Source organism: Pelatocladus sp. (assembly GCF_059505505.1).
Genome location: NZ_JCACKS010000235.1, coordinates 23,324 through 39,905 on the forward strand (window position 1 = coordinate 23,324; position 16,582 = coordinate 39,905).

General features: G+C 42.5%; 12 protein-coding genes. 5 read left to right on the forward strand and 7 right to left on the reverse strand.

All coding sequences use genetic code 11. The features are described 5' to 3' along the window. Positions 1-7: 7 nt before the first annotated feature. From AC5JMK_RS23115 to AC5JMK_RS23125, 3 genes are all read right to left on the reverse strand, one after another. Positions 8-763, reverse strand: a complete 756-nt coding sequence (locus AC5JMK_RS23115; RefSeq protein WP_096677636.1) for a YebC/PmpR family DNA-binding transcriptional regulator — start codon at positions 761-763, stop codon at positions 8-10. A gap of 126 nt (positions 764-889) precedes the next feature. Then, entirely contained in the window at positions 890-2,413 is a 1,524-nt protein-coding gene (gene lysS / locus AC5JMK_RS23120) for a lysine--tRNA ligase (protein ID WP_495911118.1), read from the reverse strand. A gap of 67 nt (positions 2,414-2,480) precedes the next feature. Beyond that, positions 2,481-2,645 carry a hypothetical protein gene (locus AC5JMK_RS23125; protein ID WP_495911119.1) on the reverse strand — a complete coding sequence of 55 codons (165 nt, stop codon included), beginning with the start codon at positions 2,643-2,645 and terminating at the stop codon, positions 2,481-2,483. 114 nt (positions 2,646-2,759) lie between these two features. On the opposite strand from AC5JMK_RS23125, the gene AC5JMK_RS23130 reads away from it, so the two are divergent. The 4 genes from AC5JMK_RS23130 (at position 2,760) to AC5JMK_RS23145 (ending at position 8,531) form a co-directional block, all read left to right on the forward strand. After that, a complete protein-coding gene (locus AC5JMK_RS23130) occupies positions 2,760-4,514 on the forward strand; it encodes a protein kinase domain-containing protein (RefSeq protein WP_096677634.1) in 1,755 nt (584 codons plus the stop codon). A gap of 70 nt (positions 4,515-4,584) precedes the next feature. Further along, on the forward strand, positions 4,585-6,117 hold the full coding sequence (locus tag AC5JMK_RS23135; RefSeq protein ID WP_495911120.1) for a serine hydrolase: 1,533 nt from the start codon (positions 4,585-4,587) through the stop codon (positions 6,115-6,117). A gap of 376 nt (positions 6,118-6,493) precedes the next feature. Further along, positions 6,494-8,155 carry an SUMF1/EgtB/PvdO family nonheme iron enzyme gene (locus AC5JMK_RS23140; RefSeq protein ID WP_495911121.1) on the forward strand — a complete coding sequence of 554 codons (1,662 nt, stop codon included), beginning with the start codon at positions 6,494-6,496 and terminating at the stop codon, positions 8,153-8,155. Between the two features lie 199 nt (positions 8,156-8,354). Beyond that, the gene (locus AC5JMK_RS23145; RefSeq protein ID WP_495911122.1) at positions 8,355-8,531 is read left to right on the forward strand and encodes a hypothetical protein; all 177 of its coding nucleotides are present in this window, start codon (positions 8,355-8,357) and stop codon (positions 8,529-8,531) included. A gap of 458 nt (positions 8,532-8,989) precedes the next feature. On the opposite strand, the gene malQ is transcribed toward AC5JMK_RS23145, so the two are convergent. Next, the gene (malQ, locus tag AC5JMK_RS23150) at positions 8,990-10,510 is read right to left on the reverse strand and encodes a 4-alpha-glucanotransferase (protein ID WP_096677631.1); all 1,521 of its coding nucleotides are present in this window, start codon (positions 10,508-10,510) and stop codon (positions 8,990-8,992) included. Positions 10,511-10,620: 110 nt separating this feature from the next. Between malQ and treS the strand changes: the two genes are divergently transcribed. Continuing rightward, a complete protein-coding gene (gene treS / locus AC5JMK_RS23155) occupies positions 10,621-13,998 on the forward strand; it encodes a maltose alpha-D-glucosyltransferase (protein ID WP_096677630.1) in 3,378 nt (1,125 codons plus the stop codon). Between the two features lie 129 nt (positions 13,999-14,127). Here treS and AC5JMK_RS23160 read toward each other — a convergent pair whose 3' ends face one another. From AC5JMK_RS23160 to ftsH4, 3 genes are read right to left on the reverse strand one after another with little or no spacing between them, the layout of a single operon-like run. Next, on the reverse strand, positions 14,128-14,289 hold the full coding sequence (locus AC5JMK_RS23160) for a hypothetical protein (RefSeq protein WP_495911123.1): 162 nt from the start codon (positions 14,287-14,289) through the stop codon (positions 14,128-14,130). Beyond that, on the reverse strand, positions 14,276-14,761 hold the full coding sequence (apcA, locus tag AC5JMK_RS23165) for an allophycocyanin subunit alpha (RefSeq protein ID WP_096677629.1): 486 nt from the start codon (positions 14,759-14,761) through the stop codon (positions 14,276-14,278). Before apcA ends, AC5JMK_RS23160 begins: the two co-directional genes overlap by 14 nt. Continuing rightward, complete coding sequence (gene ftsH4, locus AC5JMK_RS23170; protein ID WP_495911124.1) at positions 14,761-16,566, reverse strand: ATP-dependent zinc metalloprotease FtsH4; 1,806 nt, start codon at positions 16,564-16,566, stop codon at positions 14,761-14,763. The genes apcA and ftsH4 overlap by 1 nt, the downstream gene beginning before the upstream one ends. Positions 16,567-16,582 lie beyond the last annotated feature (16 nt).

Below are 16,582 nucleotides of genomic sequence, written 5' to 3' on the forward strand. Positions count from 1 at the left end.
GCTTAACTTAAGACATGAGGGTCATTAATTCTTCTGACATTTCAAAGTTGGCGGTGACGTTCTGCACATCATCCAAGCCTTCTAAAGTATCTATTAATTTAAGTAGCGATCGCGCTTGTTCTGGGTTATCAACTTCGACGTTGTTACTCGCAATCCAGCGTAGTTCGGCGTCTGTCACCTGAAAATTATTTGCTTTGAGAGTTTGGTTGAGGTTTTCTAAGTTTGTCACCTCAGTAAAAACTGAGGCAGTTTTTTCATCAGTCATTTCGTAAGATTCCGCACCCCCTTCTAAGGATGCTTCTAAAAGTTTTTCTTCATCTTCTACTCCCTCAACAATACAAACGCCTTTTTGATCAAACATCCAACTGACACATCCTGTTTCACCAAGATTACCGCCATTTTTGCTGAAGGCGGCGCGTAAGTCAGCTGCTGTACGATTGCGATTGTCTGTCAAGGCTTCGATTAAAATAGCAACACCTCCAGCTCCATAACCTTCGTAACGAATAGCTTCTAGCTGAGACCCATCACCTGCAAAAGTTCCCGCACCTTTAGCGATCGCCCTTTCAATATTTTCATTAGGAATACCCGCAGCTTTGGCTTTGTCAATCGCTGTTCGCAGTTGAAAATTACCTGCTGGATCTGGAATACCACTTCTAGCAGCAATAATAATTGCCCGTGAAAGTTGAGTAAATGTCTTACCTTTTTTGGCATCCACTACTGCTTTTTGGCGTTTAATATTTGCCCATTTACTATGTCCTGCCATACTTTGAAACAGTTATCAGTTAGGGATCAGGGATCGGGAATCAGGAATCGGGAATCGGGGGACTTATCAGTTATCAGTTATCAAATTAAACTGGTCACTGATAACTGTTAACTGATAACTCATTCCCTATCCCTGCTCTGCGATTTGTTCAGATTTTTCTGGTTTGAGTAAGGGAAAGGCGATCGCATCCCGGATGCTAGCACAGTCAGTTAGCAACATTACCAACCTGTCAATCCCAATACCTAATCCTCCTGTAGGAGGCATTCCGTATTCTAAGGCTGTCAAGAAGTCTTCATCTACTCCTTGAGCTTCTAAATCACCTGCTGCTTTGCGGGCTGCTTGTTCTTCTAAGCGTTGGCGTTGATCAATGGGATCGGTAAGTTCTGAGAAACTGTTAGCTGTTTCGCGCCCGACAATAAATAATTCAAAACGTTCCACCAAAGTAGGTTGGGAACGGTGCGGTTTTGCCAAGGGCGAAATTTCGACGGGATAGTCAATTACAAAAATAGGCTGAATTAGATTAGCCTCTACTTTTTGTTCAAAGGCTTCATTTAGTAGATTACCTATAGAAGGACAATCTTCTATTTTTTCTAATCCAGCATTTTTAGATGCTGTTTTAGCTGCTTCTAAGCTTGGGAATGATTGGAAATCTAATCCTGTATATTCTTTTACCAAAGCATGCATAGTTACACGACGCCAAGGTGATGTTAAATCAACTGCTTGTCCTTGGTAGGTAATTTGTAATGTGCCGAGTGTTTCTTGGGCAACGCTGGTAATAATTTCTTCCGTCAGCGCCATCATGTCATTGTAATCGGCGTAGGCTTGGTAAATCTCCACCGTAGTAAATTCTGGGTTATGACGGGTAGAAATTCCTTCATTACGGAAAATCCGTCCCAGTTCAAATACTTTTTCAAACCCACCGACAATCAATCGCTTGAGATGAAGTTCCGTTGCAATTCGTAAATACAACTCCATATCTAAGGTGTTGTGATATGTAACAAAGGGCCGCGCGTCCGCACCTCCTGCTTCTGCTTGTAAAACAGGGGTTTCAATTTCCAAGAAATCACGTTCTTCTAAGTATCTTCTAATACCAGCAGTGATTTGAGCGCGACGACGGAAAGTTTGCCGGACTTCGGGGTTAACGATTAAATCTACGTAGCGTTGGCGGTAACGTTTAGCTACATCTGTTAAACCGTGCCACTTATCAGGCAAGGGCAACAGAGATTTAGTTAATATTGTATATTCTTTAACATAAACTGATAATTCGCCCTTCTCAGTCCGTTTAATTGTTCCTTTAGCACCCAAGATGTCACCAACATCTGTAAGCTGTTTGAGATGGTTAAAGGCATTAGCATCAATATCTGCCATGCTGGCTTGGATGCGGTTTTTTTCTAAATAAAGCTGAATTTTGCCAGTTTCATCTTCTATGTCGAAGAAAGCTAGTTTACCGAAGACGCGACGCACCATAATGCGTCCAGCTACAGCTACGTCTATATTTACTTCTTCTCCATTGGCTAAATCAGCAAATTTTTCCTGCAATTGCGCTGCGTGATGGGTAGATTCCCAACGATAGGCGTAGGGATTCATCCCTAACTGTCTAAACTGTTCTACTTTCTCTAGCCGCGTAGCACGGATATCTTCTTCCGACATAATTAACGAACTAACATAGGGCAAGAATTAATTATAGATGCTGGCAATGTAGGCAACACCATAACTGTTAAACAACATCGCCTGCTAACTCTTGTTTATAACCCAGGCGCGATCGCTCTTTTAAAAATAGTTGTTGGATTTCTTGCATATAAGGCCACAATAACACCCTTTGTTCTGCACTCAGGTGGCTACTAATTTCATCTACCAAGAGTTGACACCATTTTTCTGTCAATTCCCAGTTTGTCTAACCGCAGGGTAATCTCAAATCCAAAATTGTTTGAAGCTTCTGGAATTTTTATACAAAAAGCTGTATCTATTTTTAACTAGATACCAAGCAGGGAAAAGTATGATCACACCGACGCTGTTAAATAATCGCTACAAGCTTTTGAGCGTGCTTGGCAATGGTGGATTTGGAGAAACTTTTTTAGCAGAAGATACTCAGATGCCTTCTGGTCGTCGTTGTGTTATTAAACAACTTAAACCTGTGGTTGATAATCCCCAGGTTTACCAATTGGTGCAAGATCGGTTTCAACGAGAAGCGGCGATATTAGAAGAATTGGGTGATGGTAGCAACCAAATTCCCAAATTATATGCCTATTTTACTGAAAATGGACAGTTTTATTTAGTTCAAGAATATATAGAGGGTAATACTTTAACCCAGATATTGCAGCAACAAGGGTTCATGAGTGAAACTTCGGTCAAAGATATTTTGATTAATATTTTGCCGATTCTCAATTATGTGCATAGTAAGCACATGGTACACCGCGATATCAAACCAGATAATATTTTAATTCGTAATTTTGATGGCAAACCAGTTTTAATCGACTTTGGTGCAGTCAAAGAAACAATGGGTACGGTGGTGACTGCTTCTGGAAACTCCACTAGGTCAATTGTGATTGGTACACCAGGATATATGCCGATGGAACAAACTGCTGGACGTCCTGTGTTTGCTAGCGATATATATAGTTTGGGTTTAACAGCGATCTATTTGCTTACAGGTAAAATTCCACAGCAGTTAGCAACTGATCCTGCTACAGGTGAGATTTTGTGGCGACATTTTGCTTTGAATATTAGTCCGAGTTTAGCGATGGTGTTGGATAAAGCAATTCAACAATCACCACGCGATCGCTATCTCAATGCTAGAGACATGCTTGCAGGCTTGCAAACTGGATCAACACCAATAGCGGCTACAGTACCTACACCTCAAAATCCAGTATATCCCGTACCGTCACAAGGGCAATATATACAGCAACCGCCAACAAGTAACCAACAATCACCACCTCCTCCACAGGTTCCTTACCAACAGCAAGTTGCTTACCCTCAACCCATCACATCCCCAAACCAAAACGGTTTAGGTACTTGGCAACAAGCTGTAATTATAGGGAGTGTAATTGGTGTATTTGTTGTCGGTGGTTGGTGGATGATGGAAATTTTTAGAAATAATTCTTCTGGACAAAATCAATCTGCTACCAAAATTAGTCCTACACCAACAGTATCTTCCTCGCCCTCGCTTACCTCATCCACAAATTCCCAACCAATACCAGTTTTTACTCCCAAACCTAATATTATTGCTGTTTCTCCAACACCGACAATAACTTCTTCTTTTGAAAATACTCCGATTGTTTTACCACCTACAAATGCTTCTATTTCCCAAACAGCAACTATTGAAGTGTTGAAGAATTGGATCACTGCAAAACGAGAAATATTTGCTCCTCCTTATAAAACAGATTTAGGAGAACAATTGCTCACAGGTAAAGCTTATAAAGACAATATCAAAAAAACAGATGATCCTGATGTATGTCTTGCAAGCGGTAACAAAGAAGAAGATTGTCTGAGTTCTGTTGATTGGTTGCAGAGAAATAATGCTTACTATAACTATGGTGTTCAAAGTCTTGATGCAGTTAAAAGTTTTAAAGCTAGTGGCGAGCAAGCAACAATAGAAGTGGAAATTACAGAAGAACGCACATTGATTAAAGACGGCAAAGCAGATCCAACTAACACTTCCTTTGATACTCTATTGGTACGCTATTCTTTACAATCTGAAAACGGTCAAGTCAAAATATCTGATTATAAATCTCTGAGAACACTGCGTAAAAGTTAATTTTTGAGTTTTTACCTTATAATGCCTGTATTCTTGCAGTTGAAAATTTTATATATTCAAGGTGTAGCTTGTGGATCAGCAATCAAAAAGACAATCAAATGGTCGCGATCGCAAAATTGCCGAACTAGAAGCTAAGTTAGAACGTGCTTATCTAATTATTGAAAATCTCCAACAACAAAATATTCAATTAAAAAGGCAGATTGAAGGATTGAATCATAAGGAAGAGCAAACATCTACTTTTCTTCAAAATCCTACTTCTGTTTCCTATCCACAAAAATTACATGTTCACAAAAAGCCAAATGTAGCTAAACAGCAACCAAAGATACCTCAAATTACAGAAGCAATCAAGATGAGTAAATCTCGAATAACAAAATTATCACACCTGCAATTTTACGGATTGATTGCTTTAGTTGTAATAGCAATAGTTGGTTTGTTTGGAGTCAGTTCACTCCTTGCACAAAGAGCAAAAAATCAAAAAATCGAAACTATTAATAATTCATCTGCACAACCACCGACAGTTATTTCGCAAGAATCTAAATTACCTACTCAGCCGACAAATATTAATACCCAAAAACCTTTTATTAATCAACCGGATTTATCCACTCAGCCAGTTAATTTACCAGTAGAATCATCTTCTCAATTAGCAAAAGTAGATTCAGCTTTGACATATAACGTTAAAGTACCTCCTAAATTTAAAAAAAGTGAGAAATTAGATAAGCATGTCAATATAATTTTAGACTACATCAAAGAGAAAAATTTACCCACTCAGGGTTTGTCAATTACGTTAATAGATTTAAATAAAAATACTATTTCTGGTTATCAGCAAGACTCGCCTAGATATCCGGCTAGTGTCGTGAAACTATTTTGGATGACTATCCTTGAAGCCAAAATCAAACAAGGTTTTCTTCCATTGAGCTACACTATAAATTCTGATTTGAATGCAATGATGTTGAAATCAGATAACGATGCAGCTAGTCGTATAGTCGATCTTGTTAGTGGCACTTATTCTTATGAAAAGAAATTAAGTGAGGAACAATTCCAAACTTGGAAGCAACAGCGCCAATCATTAAATTTTTTCTTTCAAAAAGCTGGATATAAAGATATTAATGTTAGTCAAAAAACTTATCCAATATCCTATTTAAAAGTTACAGAACCCAAAGGTGCTGATTTACAGTTACGTGGCGATCATCCCAATAATCCCAGGCGTAATAAAATTACAACATATCAGACAGCCAGATTGATGTACGAGATTTTTACTAGTCAAGCCGTTGGGCCTGAATATAGTGAACAAATGATTGGTTTATTAACTAGAGATTTGCATCCAGAAGCATGGAAATTACAGCCACCTAATCCAGATGAGTTTAATCCTGTAGAGAATTTTTTGGGTGAATCTTTAGCCCCAGATGCAGATCAACTTGTTTTTGCTTCTAAAGCTGGTTGGACAACAGCGTCTCGTCAAGAAGTCGCATATGTGGCTACTAAAGACGGCAAATCTCGTTATATCATTGCTATTTTTGGAGAAGATCCAGCCTACGCTGCTAGTAAAAATGTTTTCCCGGATATTTCTCGGCTTGTATTTGAGAGTATGAGGAATGGTAAATAGTAGAGATGTAGCAATGCTATGTCTCTACACAGGAAGCATCCCAATTTTTTTAATATAGCGCTTCTGACTTAATTGCAATACAGTCGGAACCCCACCCTGGCTTTGCTGACGCAAAACCCCCCCTCCCCGCACGCGCTTAGGGGATTAAGGGGTGGGGTGCGTATTTTATTCTAGATATAAACCGTTCTGAACTTTAGTTCAGAGCTAATAGTTTAAGTCAGTTTTAACAGACTAGAATACCACAAAACAGTCGGTTTCAACTGACTTTTGCTATTATCCTCACATGCTGAAAGCAGACTACTTGATTTATTTGAGTCGTTTGAGCTAGTGAAGAATTTACTATAGAAAAATAAAGCTTGATGGGGAGTAAAGCTAGGTGAGTACTCGCTGGGCGTTCTTAGTTGGAGTTAACCGCTACGTAGATTCTGGAATTAGTGATTTAAATTTTTGCGTGAATGATGTTTTGGTGCTAGGACAAACCCTGGAGTCACTTGGCTATGAAGTAGTTACTCTCCATGATCAACAAGATTGGAATCATCCACGCTTTCCTAATCGTAACAATGTAGAAGCAAGACTCAAGCACGTTTGTGATGCTGTGCAACCAGATGATTTACTTTGGGTGCATTTTGCTTGTCATGGGACTGTGGTGAAGACAGCAGCGAATCACACAGAACCTATTTTAATTACTTGTGATACGCAGATAAATTTATTAGAACAGCAAGCGCTCCCTGTGGCCAAGGTTGAGCAGTATATGAAAGCTAGTCAAGCGCGACGCTTTTTATTAACCTTAGATGCTTGTCACACTGGTTTAGATATTGGTAGAGATTTATTAGCTGATCCAGAGTTTATTCATAATGTTTACGAACAGGCTGAGGGTTTTGCACTCATTGCAGCTAGTACTGCTCAACAAAGGGCTTTTGAATGGCGAGAAAAACAGCATGGTGTGTTTACCTATCATTTATTAGAAGCGCTAAGTGGTCAAGCGGATCGTGCAGGTAAGAATTTTGTCACCGTCGATGATTTGAAAAATCATGTGTTGGATGGTTTGCGGCGTTGGGGTGTGAAAAATGACATTTTGCAAGAGCCGACAGCTCGTACGGAAGGATTAGGCGATATGATTTTGGCTGATTATCGGAAGCCACAATCACAAAATTCTCTACCAGCTTTACGAGAGTTTGAGTTTGAAGTGGTGACGGTGCGGATAGAAAACAAAGGGTTCTTTAATCCCCGTAAAGAACTGATTTCTAATCGTCGTGTAGGAACTGCAAAATACTTTGTCGAAGATTTGGGACAAGGTATAGGTTTGGAGATGGTGGAAATTCCCGGTGGTAGATTTACAATGGGCGCACCGATAGAAGAAAGTGATAGCCGTGACAGCGAAAGACCGCAACATCGAGTCATCATTTCTACTTTTTTTATGGGTAAATATCCTATCACTCAAGCCCAATGGCGAGCCGTAGCCGCATTACCAAAAATTAATCGTGATTTAAAACCTGATCCATCACACTTTAAAGGTGATAACCGACCTGTAGAATGTGTGTCTTGGTATGATGCAGTCGAATTTTGTGCCAGACTTTCTTTAAAAACAGGACGAGAATATCGACTACCAAGTGAAGCTGAGTGGGAATATGCTTGTCGTGCTGGGACAACAACACCGTTTTATTTTGGTGAAACGATTACAACTGATTTAGCAAATTATAACGGTAACTATATCTATGGTGATGCACCTAAAGGAAAGTATCGAGAAGAAACAACGCCTGTAGGATATTTTCCGCCTAATGCCTTTGGTTTATATGATATGCACGGCAATGTTTGGGAATTGTGTGCAGATGATTGGCATGATAACTATGCTGGAGCGCCAACTGATGGCAGTGCATGGCAAAGTGATAATAAAAAATTGGTGCTGCGGGGCGGTTCCTGGGGCAACGATCCTGAAGACTGCCGGTCTGCGTGTCGCGGCAACAGCATTAGGGCGGAGCGCGACGGCATCGGCAGCCCCCTCGGTTTTCGTGTTGTCTGTGCTGTCGGGAGGACTTAATAGCCCTTTATACTTTTGCTCTTTTGCCCTCTGCTCTTTCTTCTTTTCCCTTTGCCTTTTTTGCGAGCGCAGCGAGCTCGATTTATTTTTATAGCAGGGAGCAGGGAACAGGGAACAGCTTGAAGATTGCGTAATTAATTTTGTTTAGGTATTTATCAAGTCCGCTACGTACCAGCCTTGATATCGGGTTGCATTGTGAATGTATCGGGTTGCATTACGATTGTATCGGGTTGCATTACGATTGCATCGAGTTACATTGCGATTGTATCGAGTCGCATTGCGATTGTATCGAGTCGCATTGCGATTGCATCGAGTCGCATTGCGATTGTATCGAGTCGCATTGCGATTGCATCGAGTCGCATTGCGATTGTATTAAGTTACCAGGCAAATGGTACATATTAATTATGCCGAAGGCTAACGCACCGTTGTAGATTTTCGGTGCGTTAGGACGTTCCCGTCCATAACGCACCCTACCAGTTTTTATATAGCAGTTCTCGGTTGTGTCCAATACGTACCCCACCCCTTAATCCCCTCCCCGTAAGCCTACGGTGTACACACAAATCTAGGTTGAGCGCATCTGTACCGCCTCGGAATAAATTCCTCCTCTCATAGCGCAAGTCCTCTTCAGAGGACTCAAAAAAAAGTTTGTTCCAGTCCACTTGAGTGGACTTTCGCTATGAGCCTGGAACTTTAGTTCTAGGCGGGATACAGTTTCAACATGAAAAATTTTGACTTATGTGTACACCGCAGCGTAAGCGGGGAGGGGAGGTTTTGCGTCAGCAAAGCCGGGGTGGGGTTCCGACTGTATTGCAATCGAGTCAGAAGTGCTATAATTCAACGACTGTAGAGTTGTGTCATCTCCAACAATCTTTGACTCAACTCTGATGTCAGTAAATCAGAACTGGTGTAACGCCAACGCCAATTACCAGCATTCACACTTGGATCGTTCATTCTGCCACTGTTATCTAAACCCAAAATATCTTGCAGGGGAAGAATCGCTAAATCAGCGACAGAAGCTAAAGCTGTGCGAATGAATTCCCAATTGATTTCCAGAACTTCGTCTGGCGAATCATAACCCAGATATTTAGCAATCATTTGCTTTTCTTCAGGTTTAGCTCCATCTTGCCACCAACCGAGTGTAGTTTCGTTATCGTGAGTACCTGGATAGACGACACTATTTTGAATGTAATGGTGGGGTAGGTAAGCATTATCTGAACCACCACCGAAGGCAAATTGCAAGATTCGCATTCCTGGAAAATCAAAGCGATCGCGCAAGTATTCTACTTCTGGTGTGATGATTCCTAAATCTTCTGCCATCACGGGCAAACTATCCAAGGTTGTTTCTAGAGTTTCAAAAAATTCCACTCCTGGTGCTTTCACCCATTCACCATTGATAGCTGTTTCTTCCCCAGCAGGTACGCGCCAGTAAGCTTCAAAACCCCGGAAGTGATCAATTCTGACAATATCTACATATTGTAATGTGGCTCGGAAACGTTCAATCCACCAGGCAAAGTTGGTTTGCTGCAATTTCTCCCAATCGTAAACTGGATTCCCCCACAACTGCCCAGTAGCGCTAAAATAATCTGGTGGCACACCCGCTATATAAGCAGGTTCGAGGGTTTGTGAGTCGAGTTGAAAAATATCAGGATTTGCCCACACATCAGAACTGTTGTGACAAACGTAAATAGAAATATCCCCAACAATTTGGATGTTTTTGTCGTTGGCGTAGGCACGTAGTTGTAACCACTGTTGAAAAAATTTAAATTGTAAGAATTTATGGTATTGTATTTCGTTGTTGAGATCTTCAGTCGCGGCTTGTAAGGCACTGGGTTCACGGCGAGCGATCGCACTTTCCCACTGACTCCACGCTTTGCCTTCGTTGGCTTCTAGTAGCGCCATAAACAAGACGTAATCGTTGAGCCAAGCCGATTGCATCTGACAAAATTGTTCGTACTCACGGTTTGATTTTTCCGTCAGGGAATGCTGGAAGCTTTCATAAGCAAGACGGAGAATTTTCATCTTGTGAGGAATTACCGCATCGAAATTAACTCGATTGAGGTTATCTGCTGCACTTTTTGGTGGCAGCGTCAATTCCTCTTGCGATAGTAAATTCTCTTGCACCAACTGCTCTAGACTGATCAGCAGTGGATTTCCAGCAAAAGCACTAAAATTCATTGTATAGGGTGAATGTTCATAACCCGTGGGTCCCAATGGCAAAATTTGCCAAAGTCTTTGACCACTCCTCTGCAAAAAATCCACAAACTCGTAAGCTGAATGACCTAAATCACCTATGCCAAATTGACTAGGCAGACAAGTAGGATGTAACAAAATTCCGCTTGCTCTTTGAAAACTCATCACAAAATCCTCGGAAATTCGGTATCAGGTAATACAAAAAGGTCTAAAATTTCAAAAAAAGCTGCGAGTCCCCTTGTACAATAACTTATTGCCAATAGGTTGTATAAACTATGCAAAATCCGATTTTGAAGGACGATCCGCTTTGGTTTAAAGATGCTGTAATCTACGAAGTACCTGTACGTGCCTTTGCCGATAGCGATAGCGATGGCATTGGCGATTTTTGTGGGTTAACACAAAAGTTAGATTACTTGCAAGATTTGGGAGTCACCGCAGTTTGGGTACTGCCCTTTTTCCCCTCGCCATTACGCGATGATGGCTATGACATTTCAGATTACACTAGTGTCAACCCCATATACGGTAATCTAGAAGACTTTGAGGCTTTTTTAACTGCTGCCCATGAACGCGGTATTCGTGTCATTATTGAGTTAATCATTAATCACACTTCTGATCAACATCCTTGGTTTCAACGGGCGCGGCGATCGCCTGTGGGCAGTTCAGCCAGAAATTTTTACGTTTGGAGTGACACCCCTGAAAAGTATCAAGACACGCGGATCATCTTCAAGGATTTTGAAACCTCTAACTGGACGTGGGACCCTGTAGCAAAGGCATACTATTGGCATCGCTTTTATTCTCACCAACCAGATTTAAACTTTGAACACCCAGAACTACAGCAAGCACTATTTAATGTTGTTGATTTTTGGTTAGAGATGGGCGTGGATGGACTGCGTTTAGATGCAGTACCTTATCTTTATGAACGCGAGGGAACCAACTGTGAGAACCTACCAGAAACTCACGAGTTCTTAAAGAAATTGCGCCGCCATGTAGACGACAATTTCCCTAACCGGATGTTACTGGCAGAAGCAAATCAGTGGCCAGAAGATGCGGTGGAGTATTACGGTCAAGGGGATGAGTGCCAAATGGATTTTCACTTCCCCCTGATGCCACGTCTGTATATGGCGTTACATATGGAAGATAGCTTCCCCATAATTGACATTTTGCAGCAGACGCCACAAATCCCCGATAACTGCCAGTGGGCGCTATTTTTACGTAACCACGATGAACTGACTTTAGAAATGGTCAGTGATGAAGACCGTGATTACATGTATAAAGTCTACGCCCAAGATCCCCAAGCCCGGATCAACTTGGGTATTCGTCGCCGTCTGGGGCCGTTGATGGGTAATAACCGTCGCCGGGTTGAGTTGATGAATGCTTTGTTAATGTCTTTGCCAGGTACACCAGTGTTGTATTACGGTGATGAGATTGGCATGGGAGACAATATTTATTTGGGCGATCGCAATGGTGTACGTACTCCGATGCAGTGGAGTCCTGATAGAAACGGAGGGTTTAGTAGTGCCAATCCCCAAAGACTTTATGCTCCCTTGATTGTAGACCCAGAATATCACTACGAAGCAGTCAACGTCGAAGCACAACGGGCAAACCCAAATTCCCTGTGGTGGTGGACAAAACGACTCATTGCGACTAGAGGACGCTATCAGGCTTTTGGTCGCGGGACATTTGAATTTTTGTATCCAGAAAACCGCAAAGTATTAGCCTTTACCCGCAACTACAACGATGAACACATTCTAGTTGTGGCGAATCTCTCACGGTTTGTACAGAGTGTAGAATTAGATTTGTCTGCCTTTAATGGTATGGTTCCGGTAGAAATCTTTGGTCGCAGTGCTTTTCCGATAATTAGCGACTCTCCTTATTTCCTGAGCTTGGGACCCCATGCATTCTACTGGTTTACATTACAATTGCAACCCAGCTTTACTTGTCCAATTCGCACTCCCAACCAAATACCTAAACTCATAGTGAGTGGCAAATGGCAAAATATTTTTGCTAAAGGTGAAGCGAGGACAGCACTTGAAACTATATTGCCAGATTACCTGTGTAGTTGTGCTTGGTTCGATGGCAAAACACGCATCATCCAAGCTACTCACATCACAGAAGCAATTCCTGTAAATCACGAAGACGACACCCAAGCATATATTATTTTATTGCGGGTGGACTACACAGAAGGCGATCCCCAAACTTACGTTCTCACCCTTGCTTACGAGACAGATGGTATTGGTAACGAGCGCTTCAGCACTCACACTGAACAAGTGGTAGCTCAAATTTACGTCCAGGGTAAACAAGAAACTGGAATTTTATTTGATGCTTTAAGACAAGAAGACTTTTTGAGTATTCCCTTAGATGCGATCGCTCATCATCATACCTTCATGGGTATGGAGGGTAAATTAGTCGGAACAACCACAGAAGATTTCCCTGAAATTATCACTCAAGTCAACGATAAAAGTAGTAATGTTTCCCTGGAAGCGCATTTACTTAAAGGAGAACATACTAACACAGGCATTATTTATGGCGATCGCCTGATTTGCAAAATCTTCCGTAAAGTCGAAGCGGGTATCAACCCTGATCTAGAGATTGGTCGTTTTCTCACCAAAACTGCAATCAACAAAAGCACACCCCAGTTAGAACATTTAGCCCCCGTTGCTGGTGCATTAGAATACCACCATAAAGGATCTGCACCTATGACATTGGGGATTTTGCGAAAATATATCCCTGAGATTCGCGATACTTGGTCTTATTCCTTGGACAGCCTGCGTGACTTTTTTGAGCAAGTTTTGCCAAAATACGTAGATATAGCTGATATTGAGCTACCATCTAACTTGTTGCAAGCAGCGCTGGAAATTCCTATTCCGGAAATGGCTCAAGAGTTCATGGGCAATTACTTAGTAGTGACTGAGTTGCTAGGACAGCGTACTGCGGAACTGCATATAGCTTTAGCATCTGATGTTGAAAATGTCAACTTCGCACCAGAGCCATTTTCTTCGTTCTACCAGCGCTCAATTTACCAATATATGCGGAATCAGGCAGGACAAACATTATTGCTGTTGAATAAACATTTAATGCAACTGCCTAATGATGTGCAACCTGTAGCAAAATTGGTACTTAATCAACGTGAGTTGATTTTGGCACGCTTTCAAGAGATTTTGAATCACAAAATCACTGCGATGCGGATTCGTTGTCATGGCAATTATTCCTTAGAGGAAGTTTTGTATACGGGTAAAGATTTCATCATCATTGATTTTGAAGGTGACTCGAATCGTGCTTTAAGTGAACGCCGGATGAAGCGATCGCCCCTACGTGATGTTGCTTCCATGATCGGATCTTTCTACTATGCCAGCCGCGTTGGTTTGCTGAATGAGAAAGAAAGCGGTATACTGCGTCCCGATGAACTACCATTAGCAGAAAACTGGCAACGATTCTTTTTCTGTTGGTCTAGTGTGGCCTTCTTAAAATCCTACCTGGCAACAGCAGATCATGCAGCTTTTATACCTAAGCATCCTAGAGAGTTAAAAGTCTTACTAGATGCTTTCTTGTTAGAGAAAGTTATCCTTGAGTTAGACTACGAACTCAAAAACCGTCCGGATTGGATTGAGATTCCTTTGCAGCGAATTTTGGAATTGTTGCAAAACTCGAAGTAATTGGGTTGATGTTGAGCAACGTCTTTCTTGTGTTTGCTATTGATGACTAATGGTTAGTAGTTAGTTAGTGGTTAACAACCAACTACTAACTATTAACTAATTAGGGTTTGCTAAAAAAGTGATGAAAAGCTAGAGGAAGATTAGTTTATTTATAAGAAGGGCTGGCTGAAAACCCATGAGGAACAGGTGCAAAGCACCGAATTCCGTCATGCGCGGCATGGGATGTAGCTTGCTTCTGGCAGAGTAAGGCGATCGCTCTTTAGGTGATTCCTGTTGTCTACTGGAGAGCATTAATTAGGTAGTCGAAGTAAGTGCCAACTTCGCTTGTATCTTCTCCAGACAACATCGAGGTAGTGATGTTCTTCATGGCACGAACACTTTCGGCAACACTCTCAATTGGGGTACCGAGGGATCTGTACATTTGGCGAACACCAACGACTCCGCTCTCTTGAATTGGCGTAGTATCTCCAGCCGCAACACTGTAAGTAATCAAGCGCAGGTAGTAATCCATATCCCGCAGACAGGTGGCAGTCATCTCTTTGCCGTAGGCATTACCACCGGGTGAAACAAGGCGTGGACTCTTTTGGAACAGTTGCTTTCCAGCTTGTTTAACAATGCGATCGCGACTCAGAGTTAAAACTTGCACAAGGCGTAGACGGCGCTCACTGCTGCCAACAAATATCTTGATCTGATCCAGTTCTCCAGGGGTAAGATAGCGAACCTCAGCATCTGCATTTACAATCATCTTCGTAATAATACTCATTAGCTAACTCCTGAAAGATTTAAATTAGGTTTATCTGAAACGGTTAAATTATTTGCAGCTTGAACCTGACTCAGCAAACTGTGCAGTTTCTCACCCTCGATAACTTCTGTCTCTAAGAGTTGAGTGGCGATCGCCTCCAGTAAGTCTCGGTTGAGCTTGAGCGTATCCAAAGCTTGCTGATGAGCCGTTTCCACAATTTCCTTCACTTCGCGATCGATTGCCTGTGCTGTTTCCTCACTCATCATCCGGCGGGGATTAGGCATCCCATCACCTAAGAACATTGGTTGTTGTCCCTGCTGGTATGCTTGCGGACCTAAGATTTTACTCATCCCGTAGGTAGTCACCATTCGCTCTGCCAGATCCGTCGCCCGTTGCAAATCATTGGCTGCACCAGTAGTAATACTGTTAAACACAATCTCTTCAGCCGAGCGTCCACCGAGCAATGTAGCAATCTGACCCCGGAGTTCTGCTTCGTCCATGAGGAAGCGATCTTCTGTTGGCAGTTGCAGCGTATAACCCAGTGCTGCCATACCCCGTGGAACAATAGAAATTTTCTCAACTCGACCACTTTCGGTCATCAGAGAACCGACCAAGGCATGACCAACTTCGTGGTAAGCGACAATTTTCTTTTCCTTCTCGTTCATCACCCGGCTTTTCTTTTCCAGACCTGCTACTACCCGCTCAATTGCTTCAGCAAAGTCTTCCTGTGCCACGTAGGAGCGTTGATTGCGGGCTGCTAACAGAGCGGCTTCATTCACCAGGTTTGCCAAGTCTGCCCCGGCAAAACCAGGAGTACGAGTTGCGATCGCCTTAAGATTTACGTCCTCACCCAGCTTTACTTTCCGAGCATGGATTTTGAGAATTGCTTCTCGCCCCGACAACTCCGGGCGATCGACCAAAACTTGACGGTCAAATCGACCAGGACGCAACAGAGCAGGGTCTAATACTTCAGGGCGATTTGTGGCTGCCAGCACAATCACTGTTGCATCTTCCACTGAAAATCCATCCATTTCTGCTAACAACTGGTTGAGTGTCTGTTCCCGCTCATCATTGCCGCCGTAGAACCCACCACTGCTGCGAGACTTGCCGATCGCATCCAATTCATCAATAAACACGATGCAGGGAGCTTGTTTCTTCGCCTGCTCAAACAGATCACGAACTCGTGAAGAACCCACACCAACAAAAAGTTCCACAAACTCAGAACCGGAGATACTGAAGAACGGCACGCCTGCTTCCCCTGCCACCGCTTTAGCCAGCAGTGTTTTACCAGTCCCCGGCGGACCCACGAGCAGCACCCCCTTGGGAATCCGCGCCCCAATCTGGGTATAGCGCCCTGGAGTCTTAAGAAAATCCACAACCTCAACTAATTCAGTCTTGGCTTCCTCTACCCCAGCTACATCGGCAAAGGTAATTTTGGCAGATTCCCCCTCGACATAAACTTTGGCTTTGCTCTTACCAATCGAGAGAACGCCTTGGGGTCCACCACCACTTCGTCTAATAAAAAACTGCCAGATTGCCACAAAAATCAAGGGTGGAATCACCCAGCCCAGAAGACTGGTAAACCAGGCATTCTTGGGCGGAGGAGTAGCGGCAAATTCAACACCCTTCTCTTCTAACAACTTGGGCAATCCCAAATCAAAGATGGGTGTAGTAGAGAAAACTTGTCCAGCCTGGTTATCGACCGTTTTCAATTGAAATTGAATTTGGTTTTGACCAACTTGCACCCGTTCGACTTCCCCTGCCTGAACTTGATGGATGAATAGGCTTTGACGTACTCCCTGGACTAAAGCCGCAGGGATTCTCAAATGATGTTACGAGGCA